We start from the raw sequence: 15,721 nt of genomic DNA on the forward strand, positions 1-15,721 counted from the left end.
CCGAGCATCTTTTCTCCATCCGGAATCTTCGTCAGAAAACTTCACTCTGACCCCTTTTCCGGGAACAACTCGTTCACTTACTGCGAAATCAGCCCTAGCCTTGTTTCCCATGGCTGAGCACTTTTCCTGGCCCGTCCGGGTCTACTGGGAAGACACCGACGCAGGCGGCGTGGTGTACCACGCACGCTACCTCGCCTTCCTTGAACGCGCCCGCAGCGAATGGATGCGCACACGTGGTTTCGACCAGGAAACGATGCGCAGCCGCGACGACCTGGTGTTCGTGGTGCGGGCGATGCAGATCGACTTCCGTGCCCCGGCCCGGCTGGACGATCAGCTGCAAGTCAGCGTGAGCCTGCTTGAATGCCGCGGGGCCAGCTTCACCATGGCCCAGCAAATTTACCTTGGCGATGGACTGCTGATCGAGGCCAAGGTGCGCATCGCGGCGCTGCAAGCATCGAGCTTCCGCCCGCGTCCAATCCCGGAACCATTGAATTCCGAATTGAAATCACTTGTGGGGAGAGTTTGAGAATGCCCGTGTCGACCATGCTGCAATCGCTGCCACAGGCATTGCCCGAAAATGCCGCCGCCAGCGCAGTGGAACTGGCAGACAGTGGCTCCCAGACCGCAGCCGCGCATGCCAACGGCGGCTTCGACATGGTCCAGCTGATCCTGCATGCCAGCCTGCCAGTACAGCTGGTGATGGTGCTGCTGCTGTTCGCGTCGCTGGCTTCGTGGCTGATTATTTTCCGCAAGAAGCGCATCCTCGACCGCGCCGAGCGCGAGGCTGACCGCTTCGAGGAACAATTCTGGTCCGGCGCAGAACTGACCAAGCTCTACGCCGGCGCCAGCGAGCGCAACCGTCAACTCGAAGGCCTGGAGGCGATCTTCGAAGGCGGCATGCGCGAGTTCAATCGCATCCGCCAGCGCCGTGGCGTGGACGCGCGCATGCAACTGGAGGGCGCGCAGCGCGCGATGCGGGCTTCGACTTCGCGGGAACTCGATGGGCTGGAACACAACCTGGAGTTCCTGGCCAGCGTCGGTTCGATCAGTCCCTACGTGGGCCTGTTCGGCACCGTGTGGGGCATCATGATTTCGTTCCAGGGCCTGGCCAACGTCAAGGAAGCGACCATTGCCACGGTCGCGCCCGGCATCTCCGAGGCGCTGATTGCAACGGCGATGGGCCTGTTCGCGGCGATCCCGGCGGTGTGGGCGTACAACCGCTTCGCCACCCGCGCCGAGCGCATGGCAGTGCGTTACGAAACATTCAGCGAGGAGTTCTCCTCGATCCTGCAGCGCCAAGCGCACACGGACGATTGAGGGCGCCATGGCACTGAGCAGCCGCCGCCACCGCAGGAAGAAACTCAAGGCCGACATCAACGTCGTGCCCTACATCGACGTGATGCTGGTATTGCTGATCATCTTCATGGTCACCGCGCCGCTGCTCAATGTCGGCGTGGACGTGAACCTGCCGCAATCCGATGCCAAGCCGCTGGAGCAGAGCAAGCAGAAGCCCATCGTGGTGCAGGTTGCCAGCGATGGCACGTTGTCGCTGACCTATGAAGGCATGGATCGGCCGCAAGTGGTCAGCAAGGATGAATTGGTCGCCAAGGTCAGCGCGTTCATGGCGTCCGATCCGAAGTTGCCGGTGTACGTCGCTGGCGACCGCAGCGTGAATTACCAGACCGTGTACGAGGTGCTGTCCTTGTTGCAGACCAGGGCCAAGGTCAGCCGCGCCGGCCTGATGGGCGATCCTGTCCATCCCACGGACGCCAAGCGCAAGTGACATGGCGGGCATGAAGGCAGCGCATGCAGGCTTTGGCAGGAGCGCGCAGGCATGAAGGAGACGCGCGCCGATACCAGGCTGGCCCTGGTGCAGGCCGCGGGCTTGCACATCTTGTTGTTCGCGCTGATGTTCGCTGGCCTGCACTGGACCCGCAGCAACGTGGTCGAGCCGCCGCAGGGCGATGTAATCGAGGCCGACCTGATCGATCCATCCGCCCTTAGCGCGTCTATGCGGCGTGCCCTGCAACGCGATCCGAAAGTGTTGCCGGAACCGGTGGTCGAGCCAAAGCTGACACCACCCACGCCGGAGCCGCTTCCAGAACCCGTGGCAGACCAGATGCCACCGCCACCGGCAACGGTGCAAGAGCCGGACAAGGTCGACCAGGAAAAGGTCCAACGCGATGCGATCGCGCCCGACCCGGCAAAGGCGCTGCGCGAGCAGGAGGCCAAGCGCCGCCAGCAGCAGGTTGATCTGGATGCGCGGCAGCAGACCGAAATGGAGCGCCAGAAACAACTGCAGATCGCGGAAATCCGCAAACAGCGTGAGCAGGCGCAGCGTGAGTTGCGCCAGGCCGAACAACGCGCGCAGCAACTGGCCGATGCCAAGGCGCAACAGGTATCCGGCAGCAGCCAGGCGTCGCCACCGCCGGGCAACCGCGGGAAGGACGCGAGCCTGCTGGCCCAGTACACCACCGCGCTGCAACAGGCGATCGTGCGTCAGTGGACGCGGCCGGAATCGGTCGAGATCGGCCAGCGTTGCCGGATCTCCATCCGCCAACTGCCGGGCGGGGAAGTGGTGAAAGTGACGATTTCGCCAGACTGCCCCTTCGATGTGCTGGGTCGGCAATCGGTGGAACGGGCCGTGCTCAAGGCCTCGCCCTTGCCATATGCCGGCTTTGAGGATGTGTTCGACCGCACCCTTAACGTCAATTTCGTGGCGGAAGATCACTAAACGTCGCGAGCTTCGGTTGGTCCGGCTGCGTTCATCCTTCGATCAGCCAGATCGGCGACCCTGTTCACCTTGCTGACAGCATACGAGCGCCCATGACTTCCCACGTCCCACGGTTGGCGACGCATTTCGTCGCATTCCTTTGCCTGCTGGTACCGCTGGGCGCGATGGCACAGTCCAAGGGCCTGGAGATCGACATCGTCGGCGGTAATGCCGCGGCTCTGCCCATTACGGTCGTGCCGTTCGGCGGCGAGTCCGGTTCGACCGACGTCGACGACATCATCCGCGCCGACCTATCGCGTTCTGGCCAGTTCCGCACCCTGCCCGAACTCGGCCTGCCGGAACGCCCGACCCAGGGCAGCGAAGTGTCCTATCCGACTTGGCGCATGCTCAAGCAGGACTTCTTGCTGGTCGGTCGCAGCGTGCCGACCGGCGATGGCTACCGCATCGAATACGAATTGTTCGACGTGGCCAAGCAGGAACGCTTGCTCGGCTTCGCGCTGACCGCGCCGGCTGGTGCCATGCGCGATGTTGCCCACCAGATCGCCGATGCGGTCTACCAGAAGATCCTCGGGGTACCCGGTGCGTTCTGGACCCGGATTGCCTACGTGACTTCGAGCGGCCTGGGGCGTAGCTCGAAATACGCACTGATGGTGGCCGATGCCGATGGCTGGGCCCCGCGCACCGTGGTCAATTCCAACGAGCCGCTGATGTCGCCGTCATGGAGCCCGGATGGCCGCAGCCTCGCTTATGTCAGCTTCGAAAGCGGCAATTCCGCGGTCTATATTCAGGACATCGCCAGCGGTGCGCGCGAAAAGGTCGCCAGCTTCCGCGGCATCAACGGCGCGCCGAGTTTCTCGCCGGACGGCAACCGATTGGCGCTGACCCTGTCCAAGGGCGGCAATCCGGACATCTATGTGATGGACTTGGCCAGCAAGCACCTGACCCAGGTCACCACCCATTTCGGCATCGACACCGAACCGAGCTGGAGCCCGGACGGCGCCAGCCTGTATTTCACCTCCGACCGTGGCGGTCGCCCGCAGATCTACCAGGTCAGCGCGAGCGGCGGCAGTGCCACCCGGATCAGCTTCGAGGGCAGCTACAACGCCAGCCCGTCGGTCTCCTTCGACGGCAAGAAAATTGCAGTCGCGCAGGGCAGCGGCAATACCTACCGCATCGCCATGCTCGATCGCAGCCTGGGTAGCCCGCGCTGGAGCATGCTCTCGCCGGGATCGCTGGATGAGTCTCCGAGCTTCGCGCCGAACGCCGCTATGGTGCTCTACGCAGGTCGCGAGGGGCGCCGTGGCGTGCTGTACGCGGTATCGGCTGATGCGCGCGTGCGCCAGCGGCTGGTCTTGGCCGAAGGCGATGTCCGTGAACCGGCGTGGTCGCCGTATCGAAAGAAGTAGGCGCAACAAATCAGGCCTCGACACCCTCTGCACACCGAATCTCTAAACTGATCTACTCACCCGCACCACTTCCCCAGATCTGACGAAGGAGTTCCATTCATGAACACGTCCATCCCACGCGCCCTTCTGATCACTGCATTGGTTTGCGTCACCGCCGTGGGCTGCAGCAAGAAAGTCAAGGAAACCCCGCCACCCGTCGACACCGTCAACACCGGCGCCACCACCGCGCCGATCGACAACACCGGTCAGACCCGTGCGGGCGCGTACAACCCCTCCGACCTGGACACTGATGCCTGCCTGCGCAGCCGCGTGGTGTACTTCGATCTGGACAAGGACGCGCTGAAGCCCGAGTTCCAGGCCACGATGGCCTGTCATGCCAAGTACCTGCGCGACCGTCCGTCGGCGCGCCTGCGCCTGGAAGGCAATGCCGATGAGCGCGGCAGCCGCGACTACAATGTCGGCCTTAGTGAGAAGCGTGGGAATGTGGTATCAACTGCGCTACAAGCGAATGGTGGTTCGGGCAATCAAATCGTATTGATAAGTTATGGTGAAGAGCGTCCGGTTTGCTCTGAATCCAATGAGGTGTGCTGGGCGCGTAATCGTCGAGTTGACCTTATCTACACATCGAAATAAGGGGTCCGCAAAATCTAAAGGCCGCCATATTAGGCGGCCTTTAGATTGGTTCTATTTCTTACAGGCGGCTCAAGGAACGGGGCCAATGCATTGGTTTCCCCAGCAGCAAAACCACCCTTCGCCAGGCCAGTAGTAGCAATGCTTCTCGGCTTGGATGGAGGGAGATGTAGTCCCGGATTTTGCTGGGGCTGCGCCCGCTGTGGTTATTGTTAGCATGCCTGTAAAAAGTATGGCTATGAGAGATTTCTTCAGTCGTTGCATTCCATGCTCCGTAGGAAGTCTTGATTAAAAATCAATGAGTCGAACTATTCCAGCACGAACAACTGACTTCTCTCAGAACGTTCGTGCTCAAGATGTTATACATCGAAACGTAATTCTTTTTGTTATCGGGTTGAACTGTATGTGCAGGTCATTTTCTATCCGTCACGGAGTACTGGTTCTTCTCTTGTTGCTCTGCACACCTGTATTGGCGCAGCGAGTGAGCCTTGCTGATCGGGTGGCTGCATTGGAGCAGCGCGCGGCCAACGACCAAAACGGTACCGAACTGGTCAACCAGATCAGCCAGCTGCGTTCGGAAGTGCAGGACCTGCGTGGCCAGATCGAGGTGCTGCAACAGCAACTCGAACAGGCCAAGCAGGGCCAGCGCAGCCAATATCTGGACCTGGATGGTCGCTTGAACCGGCTGGAAGGTGGCATGCCAACCGCATCACCCGATGCTCCCGTGGCCGCCACGGCGCCAGCATCGACCAACAATTACGAAGTCGTCACTGCAACCCCGGCAAGCAGTCCGAATGCAGCTGCGGCTGCGTCGGTCGGCACCGATGAGCGTGGCGCCTACGCGAATGCCTTCGATGCACTCAAGTCCGGCGACTATGCGGAATCCGCACGCCGCTTCCGCGATTTCCTCGGCGCATTTCCAAGCGGGCAGTACGCGCCGAATGCCATGTACTGGCTGGGCGAAAGTTATTACGTGACCCAGAATTACGCGCTCGCCGGCGAACAGTTCCAGGGCTTGCTGGACCGTTACCCGAACCACGACAAGGCGCCCGGCGCCCTGCTCAAGCTGGGCCTGTCCGACTATGGCCTGAAACAGTACGACGCTGCCGAAACCATCCTGCGGGAAGTCCTGCGGCGCTATCCGGGTACCGATGTCGCGCGTACCGCCGATGATCGCCTGCGCGCCATCGCACTAACCCGTAGCCGCTGAACTGCTGCGTCGGTACTGAACGGGTAAAATCCGTGGAATGAACGCCGTTTCCGACGTGGCCGCAGACCCTGCGGTCGCCACCACACTCCCTGATCGCCTGCGCATCACCGAGGTCTTCCTGTCACTGCAGGGCGAGGCCCGCGATGCTGGCTGGCCGACCGTGTTCGTGCGCCTGACCGGCTGCCCGCTGCGCTGCCAGTATTGCGATACCGCCTACGCCTTCCACGGCGGCCAGTGGCGCGAGATCGACGACCTGCTGCTCGAAGTCGCTGCGCACGGCGTACGCCACGTCTGCGTGACCGGTGGCGAGCCACTGGCGCAGAAACGCTGCATCGGCTTGCTGGCGAAGCTGTGCGATGCCGGCTATCAGGTATCGCTGGAAACTTCCGGGGCACTCGACATCAGTGAAGTCGACCCGCGCGTGAGTCGCGTGCTGGACATCAAGACACCGGGTTCGGCCGAAGTCGCGCGCAACCTGTGGAGCAATCTGGCGCTGCTGACTGTGCACGACCAGGTCAAGTTCGTGCTGTGTGGTCGCGCCGACTACGACTGGGCGCGTGGCATCGTCGCCGAACATCACATCGATGCCATCTGCGACGTGCTGTTCTCACCCAGCAAGGACGAAATTGCTCCGCGCGACCTTGCCGACTGGATCGTCGCCGACCGCGCGCCGGTGCGCTTCCAGATGCAATTGCACAAACTCCTGTGGAACGACGAACCCGGCCGATGAGTATTTCCATCAAAAGCGATCCAATGAACAACGAGTTAGCTAACAGACGTGCGGTCGTGCTGGTCTCCGGTGGCATGGATTCGGCAGTCGTGCTTGCCATCGCCCGCGAAGCCGGTTTCGACGTGCATGCGCTGAGCGTGCGCTACGGCCAGCGGCATACCTCCGAACTCGATGCTGCCGAGCGTGTGTCTCAAGCGCTCGGCGCGGTCGCGCACAAGACCGTGACGGTCGACCTGCGCAGCATTGGCGGCTCGGCGCTGACAGACGATGCGATCGCCGTGCCCGATGACAGCGACGGCCACGTCATCGGCGACAGTATTCCCAGTACCTATGTCCCCGCACGCAACACCATCATGTTGTCGATGGCGCTGGGCTGGGCCGAAGTGCTGGGTGCCACCGACATCTTCTGCGGAGTGAATGCTGTCGACTATTCCGGCTATCCGGATTGCCGCCCGGAATTCATCGCCAGCTTCGAACAACTTGCCAACCTGGCCACCAAGGCCGGCGTGGAAGGCAGCCGTTTCCGCGTGCACGCGCCGCTGATGCGGATGGGCAAGGACGACATCGTCCGCGAGGGCCTGCGCCTGGGCGTGGATTTTTCGCAGACCGTGAGCTGCTACCGGGCCGATGCCGAGGGCCGTGCCTGCCGCCATTGCGATGCCTGCCGCCTGCGCGCGCAGGGCTTCATCGACGCCAGCGTCGCCGACCCTACGCATTACGCCTGAGCGGCAGGCTGCGTTAGAATGCGCGTCCCGACGCAAGGCCGGGCGTGATCCACCGCGAAGTTCAGCGGGCCGTTAGCTCAGTTGGTAGAGCAGAAGACTTTTAATCTTTTGGTCGATGGTTCGAATCCATCACGGCCCACCATCTAGTCAGACTTTTGTGCCTTATCTCTGAAACGAGTCCACAAAAGAGCATAAGAAATCCAAGCAGCCCCGACGCTCCGGGCCTTAGTGGCGCTTGCGCCGCCGATAGCGACGACGCAGTTCCGAGTAAAACCCACGCGCCGGACAGTATGGTTCCGCTGTCGCTGGATTCGGCCAAGCCCGCGCAGGCCACGCCAGATCAGGGATGCGAATTGCTGGTGCTGTCGACGGTTATCACGGGCCAATCACATGGAAAGGACTATTCAGTATCCACGTTCAGACGTCGTCAGGGGAACGACTTACTACCGCTTTTCCTGCCCTTACCGCCTTTCCAGAGCTTCTTGAACCAATCTGGAGATCTTTCTGGCGCTGAAGTGTCGTTGGTTACATCGGAAATTCCCTACCACTGGCGTCGCGAGCATCCCAATCAAGCTTGCGGCACACGGTCGGTCCATAGCGTCAATGGTTTTCTTGAACAGATACTGAAGAAGGGAAGTAAATGAACATAGTAAATACACTCAAAAACCATTCCAGGGGCCTGCCTTGGGCCATGACTTTGCTGCTGAGCGCGTTGGTGACAGCCTGCGGCGGCGGCGGCGGCGGCGGCGGGCGGGGTCCCATCCTCGGCGCCCCAGCCGCGCTCGCACCGACGGTGATCGCGGTGACGCCGGCACGCGATGCTACCAATGTACCGACCAATACCCGGGCGATCACGGCTACCTTCAGTGAGGCGATGGACCCCGCCACGGTCACCGCAGCCACCACCTTCACCCTCGCATGTCCCACCGGTACGCCGAAGTTGGGCACCGTGACCTATGTCGCCGCGACCAACACCGCAACCCTGACGCTGACCAGCGATCTCCCGCCCAGCACCACCTGCACGGGCACGATCACGACCGCCGCCAAGGATTCCACCGGAACCGCCATGGCGGCCAACTACACTTGGAACTTCACCACCGGCTTGGGTGCGGACGTAGTCCCGCCGACTGTGATCGCCGTGACCCCGGCCAATGGCGCATGCCTGCAAACTGAGGTGGGCGCGACGTTCAGTGAGCCGATGAACCCAGCCACGATCTCTACCACGACGTTCACGCTGCAGCTGACTGGCCCGCCGCTGGGTACGGCCGTAGTCGGTGCCGTCGCCTATGACTTACCGACCCGGGTGGCCACATTCACGCCCGCCGCTGCGCTTCAGGCCAGCACCAGCTACACCGCCACCATCACCACCGGCGCCAAGGACATCACCGGCAACGCGCTGGCCGCCAACCGCACCTGGACCTTCGTGACCGGCACGCTGCCGTGCACGCCGGCCCCGCCGCCGCCGCCGCCGCCGCCCTCGGGCTCGACTGCTGCGTACGGCATCCTGGCAGGCACCGCCGGCACCACCAACATGGGTACGCTGACTGTAGTCAACGGCTCCCTTGCCACCACGGCGACGACGACGTCAGCGGTCACTGGTTTCCACGATGCGGCCGGCGACATCTACACCGAAACTCCGCTCAACCGCGGCACCGTGACCGGTAATATTCGCACCTGCACTGTGTCCACCACCGGGCCGACTTCGGCGGCCATCAATCCGGCCAATTGCACCCTGGCCCAGCAAGCCAAGCTGGACGCTGAAGCGCTGTACCTCAGCCTGTCCCCGGCCGCACTGCCGGGTGGTACTGACCCGGGCGGCGGTCAGCTCGGTGGACTCACGCTGGCACCGGGCGTCTACAAGGCAGCCGGTGGTTCGTTCCTGCTCACCGGTGCGGACCTGACCCTGGATGCGGGCGGCAATCCCAATGCAGTCTGGGTGTTCCAGACCGCGAGCTCGCTGACCGTCGGCGCCCCAGCTGCACCGCGCAGCATCATCATGGCCGGTGGCGCCCAGTTCAAGAACGTGTATTGGCGGGTTGGCTCGGCAGCCACCATCAACGCTGCGGGCGGCGGAACCATGGTTGGCAACATCCTCGCGTCGGCTGGCGTCTCGGTCTCGACCGCCGGCAACGTGGCGATCGTGACCTTGGAAGGTCGCGCGACCTCATTGAATGCGTCGGTCACGGTGGTCAACACCGTCATCAACGTGCCTGCTCCGTAAGGCCTGGGAGAACGATATGAAAAATCTAAAAGCCTCAGGAACCTTGGGCCTGGCAATCCTCGCTGTTCTCGCTAGTCCGATGGCCGTGGCGGCCGATCCCGGCTGGTATGGCGGTTTAAACTTCGGTCAGTCGAGGGCGACCATCGACGATAAGCGGATCACCAACGACTTACTGGGGCAAGGCTTCACCGCGGTTTCGATTAACGATGACGACCGTGACAACGGCTTCAAGGTGTTCGGTGGCTACCAGTTCAACCCGCATTTCGCCCTCGAAGGCGGTTACTTCAACCTGGGCAAGTTCGGGTATGTCGCATCCACTGTGCCGGCGGGCACCATGACCGGCAACATCAAGCTGCAGGGCGTGAACCTTGACGCCCTCGGCATCCTGCCGTTTACCGAGAAGTTCTCGGCATTCGCCCGGGTCGGCGTGATCTACGCCGAGGCCAAGGACACCTTCAGGGGCACCGGGCTGGTGCTGGTCACCAATCCGAACCCGAGCAAGCGCAGTGCCAACTACAAGTTCGGCGTGGGCCTTCAGTACGACTTCACCGAAAAGGTCGGCATGCGCGCCGAGGTGGAGCGCTATCGGATTGATGACGCGATCGGCAACAAGGGCGACATCGACCTGGCCTCGATCGGCTTGGTGGTACGCCTGGGTCCGCCGGCACAAAGACCGGTGGGCCCGGCGCCGATCGCGGCGGTTGATTGTTCGGCCATGGATGACGATGGCGACGGCGTGAACAACTGCAACGACAAGTGCCCGGCTTCCCAAGCGGGTCAAACGATCGGCCCGGATGGTTGCCCGGTGCCGCTCACCATCGACTTGAAGGGCGTGAAATTCGACTTCGACAAGTCGACCCTGCGTCCCGACGGCATGGTCATCCTCGACGAGGCGATTTCTATCCTCGGCAGGTACCCGGATCTTCGGGTCGAAGTTGCCGGCCACACCGACTCGGTAGGCAGCGATCATTACAACCAGGCCCTGTCCGAGCGTCGTGCGCACACGGTGTACGACTATCTGACCGGCCGTGGTATTGATGCCGGCCGCCTGATCGGTCCGAATGGCTATGGCGAAAGTCGGCCGATTGCGCCGAACACCAACCCGGATGGCTCCGATAATCCGGAAGGCCGTGCGCTCAATCGTCGCAGCGAGTTGAACGTCCAGAACTAAGCAGAAGGAGTTCCATGTTCCAACGAAGCCCGGCCTTGCGCCGGGCTTTTTTTGGTGCTTCGCGGAAGTCCGGGATGCGGGATCGATCCGCCTGGGCCGGAGGATGCGTGTGATCAGTGCACGAGCTGGTTGATCTCGATGATCGGCAGCAGGATTGCCAGCACGATCATCAGCACCACCCCGCCCATCACCAGGATCATCACCGGTTCAAGCAGTGCGAGGAACACGGCCAGGCGGCGCTCCAATGCCTGTGTCTCCAGGCGCGCGGCACGCTGGAGCATCTGCTCGAGCTTGCCGCTGGCCTCGCCACTGGCCACCAGGTGCACCAACAGTGGCGGGAACGCGTGCGTCTCCCCGAGTGCCCGCGCCAGGCTCGCACCTTCGCGCACCCGGCCGATCGCACGCTCGACGGCATCCGCCATCACCAGGTTGGTCATGACCCGCGCGCCGGATTCCAGAGCGCCGAGCAATGGCACGCCGCCGCCGACCAGGATAGCCAAGGTGCTGGCGAAGCGCGAAGTGTTGACGCCACGGACCAGCGAGCCCAGCCAAGGCAGGCGCAGCAGGTAGCCGTGCCAGCGACGGCGCAGGTCGGGCCGCCGCAATGCCGCCCGCGCGGCGGCAACCCCGCCGCCGATGATCAGCAACAGATACGGCCAGGCGCCGCGCAGGAAATCGCTCAATCCGATCAGTGCCCGTGTCAGCAGTGGCAGGCTCTGCCGCGACTGCTGGAACACCTGCACCACCTGCGGCACCACATACACCAGCATGCCGGTGACGATCATGATCGCGACCACAGTAACCAGGATCGGGTACAGCAATGCCAGGCTGGTCTTCTGCCTCAGCGCCTGGCGGGCATCGAGGTAATCGGCCAGGTGTTGCAGCACTGTCGGCAGCGCGCCTGACTCCTCGCCACCATGCACCAGCGCCCGGTAGAAATCCGGGAAACTCTTCTCGTAGACGCCCAGCGCCACCGCGAGCGAGAGGCCGGCTGTCACTTCGGTCTTGACCCCGGTCAGCACCTCGCGCGTCTTGGGCTCGGCGGCCTCCTCGATCAGCGCATTGAGCGCCTGCTCCATGGTCAGCCCGGAGTCGAGCAGGGTGGCCATTTGCCGGGTCAGCAGGCTCAGCTCGGAGGCCGAGACTCCGCGCGCCCAGGCCTGGCCGGCGCGGGCACGCGCGTGTACCTGGCCAACTGTCGAGGGCAGCAGGCCCTGCGCGCGCAGCTGATTGCGCGCCTGGCGTGCCGTCTCGGCCTGCACCACGCCCGACACCGTGCGGCCACTGGCGTCGAGCGCCTCGTACTGGAAAGCTTCCATGGCGGCTAATCGCGCGTCACGCGCACCACTTCCTCGAGGCTGATGAGGCCTTGCCCAGCCCAGCGCATGCCGTCGTCGCGCAGCGAACGCATGCCGCGCGACAGTGCATGTGTTCGCAGGGTCTGCTCGGAGGCGCGGTCATGGATCAACCGGCGTAGGTCGTCATCGATCGTCAACAGCTCATAGATGCCGGTGCGGCCGCGGTAGCCCGAACCACTGCATGCATCGCAGCCCTGGGCCGAGTAGAGCGTGCCATCGGTCGGAGCCAGGCCCAGTGCGCGAAGTTGCGCCGCGTCAGCCGCAAAGGGCATGCGGCACTCCAGGCACAACCGGCGCACCAGGCGCTGCGCGCCGACGCCGATCAGGCTGGAGGCGAGCAGAAAGGGTTCCACGCCCATGTCGACCAGGCGCGTGATCGCGCTCACGGCATCGTTGGTGTGCAACGTGGCAAACACCAGATGGCCGGTGAGACTGGCCTGGACTGCGATCTGCGCGGTCTCCAGATCGCGTATCTCGCCGATCATGACCACGTCCGGGTCCTGGCGCAGGATGGTCCGCAGTGCGCGCGCGAAACTCATCTCGATGCGGGCGTTGACCTGGGTCTGGCTGATGCCGTCAAGGTCATACTCGATCGGATCCTCCACGGTCATGATGTTGAGCGCGGTGGCGTCGAGCCGCGACAGCGCGGCGTACAGCGTGGTGGTCTTGCCCGAACCGGTCGGGCCGGTGACCAGCACGATGCCGTGCGGCTTGCGGATCAGGCCGTCGATCTGCTTGAGCGTGACGTCGTCCATGCCCAGCTTGGTGAGGTCCAGTCGCCCGGCCTGCTTGTCGAGCAGGCGCAGCACCACGCGCTCGCCGTGACCGGTCGGGATGGTCGACACGCGCACGTCGACCGGCTTGCCGGCAATGCGCAAGGTGATGCGGCCATCCTGCGGCAGGCGCTTTTCGGCGATGTCGAGCTGCGCCATGATCTTCACCCGCGAGACGATCGCGTTGTGCAGCGCGCGTGCCGGCTCGATCAGGTCGCGCAGCGTGCCATCGACGCGCAGCCGCACCACCGAGCGGGTCTCGAAGCGCTCGATATGGATGTCCGAGGCACCGTCGCGCAACGCCTGGGTGAGCAAGGCGTTGATCAGGCGGATGACCGGCGCGTTGTCCTGGCTTTCGAGCAGGTCCTCGACCTTGGGGATTTCCTGCAGTAATCGCGACAGGTCCAGGTCCTGCGCGAGGTCGACGGCCAGCGCCGCCGCCCCGGATTCGGCGCCGTTGTAGGCCAGCGCGATCAGCTCGTCGAATTGCGCGGTACCGATGCGGCGGGCGCGCACCGGCACGCCGAGGGCGCGGCGCAGTTCGGCCAGTGCGCCGGCCGGCGCATCATCGCGCACCGCCACCTCCGCCCGCTCGCCGTCGAGGGATGTCAGGACCACGCCATTGGCCTTGGCAAACACGTACGGAATCGCGTTTGCACGCCAGCTCATCAGTGGCGCCCTTCTCCGGCGGCCGGACCAGGCCCGCTTGCAGGCGGCAGCGGCAGCGGAACCGTTCTGGGCGGCAAGGACTGCGGCTGCATGTCCGGCAGCATCGGCGAATGCGCTGGCCTGGCCTTGAGCTGCTCGCCCATGATGTAGTCGTAGCGCTGGCCGGTGAACACATCGGCGCGTTGGCTGTCGCGAACCAGCGTCGGCCGCAGGAAAATCATCAGGTTGGTCTTGCTGTGCGAGCGCGTCCGGGAACGGAACAGCCCACCGATCAACGGAAGTGACCCGAGCACGGGGACCCGGTCGACGCCATCGCTGACCGCGTCCTGGATCAGGCCGCCAATCACCACGATTTGGCCGTCGTCGACCAGTACGGTCGACGCCACCGCACGCTTGTTGGTAATCACGCCGGCGGGATTGGCCTTGTCGTTGATGCTCGAGACCTCCTGGTAGATCTGCAGGCGCACCGTGCCGCCCTCGGAGATCTGCGGCTTGATGCGCAGCTTCAGTCCGACATCCTGGCGCTCGATGGTCTGGAACGGGGTCGGCGTGGTGGCGCCTCCGGACAGCGCGTATTGGCCGGTGATGAACGGAACGTTCTGGCCGATCACGATCTCCGCTTCCTCGTTGTCCAGCGTCAGCAGCGTCGGGGTCGACAGGATATTGGCGTTGCCGTCGGTTTCCAGCGCACGCACCAGCAGTCCGAGGTTGAGGATCTGGCCGATGCCCGGGATGGTGACGTGGCCGTTGACCACGCCGACGTTGAGGCCCGGCGCGGCGGTAGTCGGGTTCTGAGAGATACCGATGATGTTGTGGCCGGCGCCACCGAAATTGGTCCCGCCAAAGGCCTGGGTGCCGTCCTTGCCCAACCCGCTCAGGTTCTGCCACTGCACGCCGAATTCGGCGGCCTTGTCGGCGGTGAGTTCGACGATGAGCGCCTCGACGTAGACCTGGGCCCGGCGCACGTCGAGCTTGTCGAGTGCGGCGCGCAGATTGTTATAGATCGCGTCGGGCGCGGTAATGATGATCGAGTTGGTCGCCGCGTCGGCCTGGATGATGCCGGGGACGGTCGCTGCGGGCGCGGTTGACGTGGCCAGCATCTGCCCCGCGCCGCCGGGTGCGGGCGCACCCAACGGTAACGCTGCGGCTACCGCCGGGACGCCGGCGTCGCCCTGGTAGATCGCCCGCAGGGTCTCGGCGAGCTTCACCGCCTCGGCATTTTTCAGGTACACGACGTGGATGTTGCCGCCGGCGTTGGTGCGGGAGTCCAGCATCGCCACGAACTTGCGCAACTGGACCAACCGCGAGGGATCGCCCGAGCGCGCGAGCAAGCTGTTGGAACGCGCATCGGCCACTACACTGAAGCGCTGGGTGGCCTCGGTCGTGGTGGCCCCTTGCAGCGATTCGGCGAACAGATGATTGACCGTCGCGGCCACGTCGACCGCGGAGGCATACTGCAGCGGGATCATGATCGGATCGCTACCGCTGGGCTGGTCGATCGAATCGATGATGCGCGACAGGCGCAGCATGTTGTTCGCATAGTCGGTGATGACCAGCGTGTTGTTGTTCTGGTACGCAGTGATGGCATTGTTGGGCGCGATCAATGGACGCAGTATCGGCACAAGCTGCGCAGCGGACTGGTATTTGAGCGCGAATACCTGCGTCTGGATCCGGTCGCCGCTGACGCGGGCCATGCCATGGCGGCCGACGGTCGGACTCGGATACAACTTGGCATCGGCCTCCGGCACGATCCGGACGATGCCGCGGTCCTCGATGGCGGCAAAACCCTGCAGGCGCAGCGCCGAGAGGAACACGTCGTACACCAGCGCCCTTGGCAACGGCTCGGCCGAAACGATGCTGATCGTGCCCTTGACGCGGGGGTCGACCACGAAATTCTTGCCGGTGATCTCTGCCACGACCTTGACCACGCCTTCGACTTCGGCATTGACGAAGTTGAGCGTGACATCGTCTGGATTCTCCTGCGCGTTCACCGGCCATGCCGGGTAGATCGCCATGGCCAGCGCCAACCAGAGCAGTGCATTTCTCAACGACATGTCATGTTCATTCTGGCTGCATATCGGCGGTTGCCCATCT

At 63.6% G+C, this 15,721-nt stretch carries 14 protein-coding genes and 1 tRNA gene; 12 read left to right on the forward strand and 3 right to left on the reverse strand.

Annotated features, from left to right (window positions below):
* Nucleotides 1–109: 109 nt before the first annotated feature.
* The 12 genes from ybgC to PSV05_RS14485 all read left to right on the forward strand — a co-directional run bounded on the left by ybgC (nucleotide 110) and on the right by PSV05_RS14485 (nucleotide 10,827).
* Nucleotides 110–526 carry a tol-pal system-associated acyl-CoA thioesterase gene (ybgC, locus tag PSV05_RS14430; RefSeq protein ID WP_300066643.1) on the forward strand — a complete coding sequence of 139 codons (417 nt, stop codon included), beginning with the start codon at nucleotides 110–112 and terminating at the stop codon, nucleotides 524–526.
* A 2-nt stretch (nucleotides 527–528) separates the two neighbouring features.
* On the forward strand, nucleotides 529–1,317 hold the full coding sequence (gene tolQ, locus PSV05_RS14435; protein WP_300066645.1) for a protein TolQ: 789 nt from the start codon (nucleotides 529–531) through the stop codon (nucleotides 1,315–1,317).
* A gap of 7 nt (nucleotides 1,318–1,324) precedes the next feature.
* Entirely contained in the window at nucleotides 1,325–1,783 is a 459-nt protein-coding gene (tolR, locus tag PSV05_RS14440) for a protein TolR (RefSeq protein ID WP_300066647.1), read from the forward strand.
* A 51-nt stretch (nucleotides 1,784–1,834) separates the two neighbouring features.
* Nucleotides 1,835–2,734, forward strand: coding sequence for a cell envelope integrity protein TolA (locus PSV05_RS14445; protein ID WP_300066649.1), 900 nt, complete (start codon nucleotides 1,835–1,837; stop codon nucleotides 2,732–2,734).
* Between the two features lie 92 nt (nucleotides 2,735–2,826).
* A complete protein-coding gene (gene tolB, locus PSV05_RS14450; RefSeq protein WP_300066652.1) occupies nucleotides 2,827–4,140 on the forward strand; it encodes a Tol-Pal system beta propeller repeat protein TolB in 1,314 nt (437 codons plus the stop codon).
* A gap of 99 nt (nucleotides 4,141–4,239) precedes the next feature.
* Complete coding sequence (locus tag PSV05_RS14455; protein ID WP_300066655.1) at nucleotides 4,240–4,773, forward strand: OmpA family protein; 534 nt, start codon at nucleotides 4,240–4,242, stop codon at nucleotides 4,771–4,773.
* 478 nt (nucleotides 4,774–5,251) lie between these two features.
* Nucleotides 5,252–5,980: a tol-pal system protein YbgF gene (gene ybgF / locus PSV05_RS14460; RefSeq protein ID WP_300066658.1), complete on the forward strand. Its 729-nt coding sequence runs from the start codon at nucleotides 5,252–5,254 to the stop codon at nucleotides 5,978–5,980.
* Nucleotides 5,981–6,017: 37 nt separating this feature from the next.
* On the forward strand, nucleotides 6,018–6,710 hold the full coding sequence (gene queE, locus PSV05_RS14465; RefSeq protein WP_300066661.1) for a 7-carboxy-7-deazaguanine synthase QueE: 693 nt from the start codon (nucleotides 6,018–6,020) through the stop codon (nucleotides 6,708–6,710).
* 23 nt (nucleotides 6,711–6,733) lie between these two features.
* Nucleotides 6,734–7,435 (forward strand): 7-cyano-7-deazaguanine synthase QueC, encoded by a 702-nt coding sequence (queC, locus tag PSV05_RS14470; protein WP_300067039.1) that lies wholly within the window; start codon nucleotides 6,734–6,736, stop codon nucleotides 7,433–7,435.
* A 66-nt stretch (nucleotides 7,436–7,501) separates the two neighbouring features.
* Nucleotides 7,502–7,577 (forward strand) — tRNA-Lys (locus PSV05_RS14475).
* Between the two features lie 549 nt (nucleotides 7,578–8,126).
* Nucleotides 8,127–9,656, forward strand: coding sequence for an ice-binding family protein (locus PSV05_RS14480; RefSeq protein WP_300066664.1), 1,530 nt, complete (start codon nucleotides 8,127–8,129; stop codon nucleotides 9,654–9,656).
* A gap of 16 nt (nucleotides 9,657–9,672) precedes the next feature.
* Nucleotides 9,673–10,827: an OmpA family protein gene (locus tag PSV05_RS14485; RefSeq protein WP_300066667.1), complete on the forward strand. Its 1,155-nt coding sequence runs from the start codon at nucleotides 9,673–9,675 to the stop codon at nucleotides 10,825–10,827.
* A gap of 113 nt (nucleotides 10,828–10,940) precedes the next feature.
* On the opposite strand, the gene gspF is transcribed toward PSV05_RS14485, so the two are convergent.
* The 3 genes from gspF to gspD are packed head-to-tail and all read right to left on the reverse strand — an operon-like array spanning nucleotide 10,941 to nucleotide 15,681.
* Entirely contained in the window at nucleotides 10,941–12,146 is a 1,206-nt protein-coding gene (gspF, locus tag PSV05_RS14490) for a type II secretion system inner membrane protein GspF (protein WP_300066670.1), read from the reverse strand.
* 5 nt (nucleotides 12,147–12,151) lie between these two features.
* Nucleotides 12,152–13,627 carry a type II secretion system ATPase GspE gene (gene gspE / locus PSV05_RS14495; protein WP_300066673.1) on the reverse strand — a complete coding sequence of 492 codons (1,476 nt, stop codon included), beginning with the start codon at nucleotides 13,625–13,627 and terminating at the stop codon, nucleotides 12,152–12,154.
* Nucleotides 13,627–15,681, reverse strand: a complete 2,055-nt coding sequence (gene gspD, locus PSV05_RS14500) for a type II secretion system secretin GspD (RefSeq protein ID WP_300066676.1) — start codon at nucleotides 15,679–15,681, stop codon at nucleotides 13,627–13,629. The genes gspE and gspD overlap by 1 nt, the downstream gene beginning before the upstream one ends.
* Nucleotides 15,682–15,721 lie beyond the last annotated feature (40 nt).

It is taken from the genome of Thermomonas sp. (genome assembly GCF_029945965.1).
Lineage (GTDB): Bacteria > Pseudomonadota > Gammaproteobacteria > Xanthomonadales > Xanthomonadaceae > Thermomonas.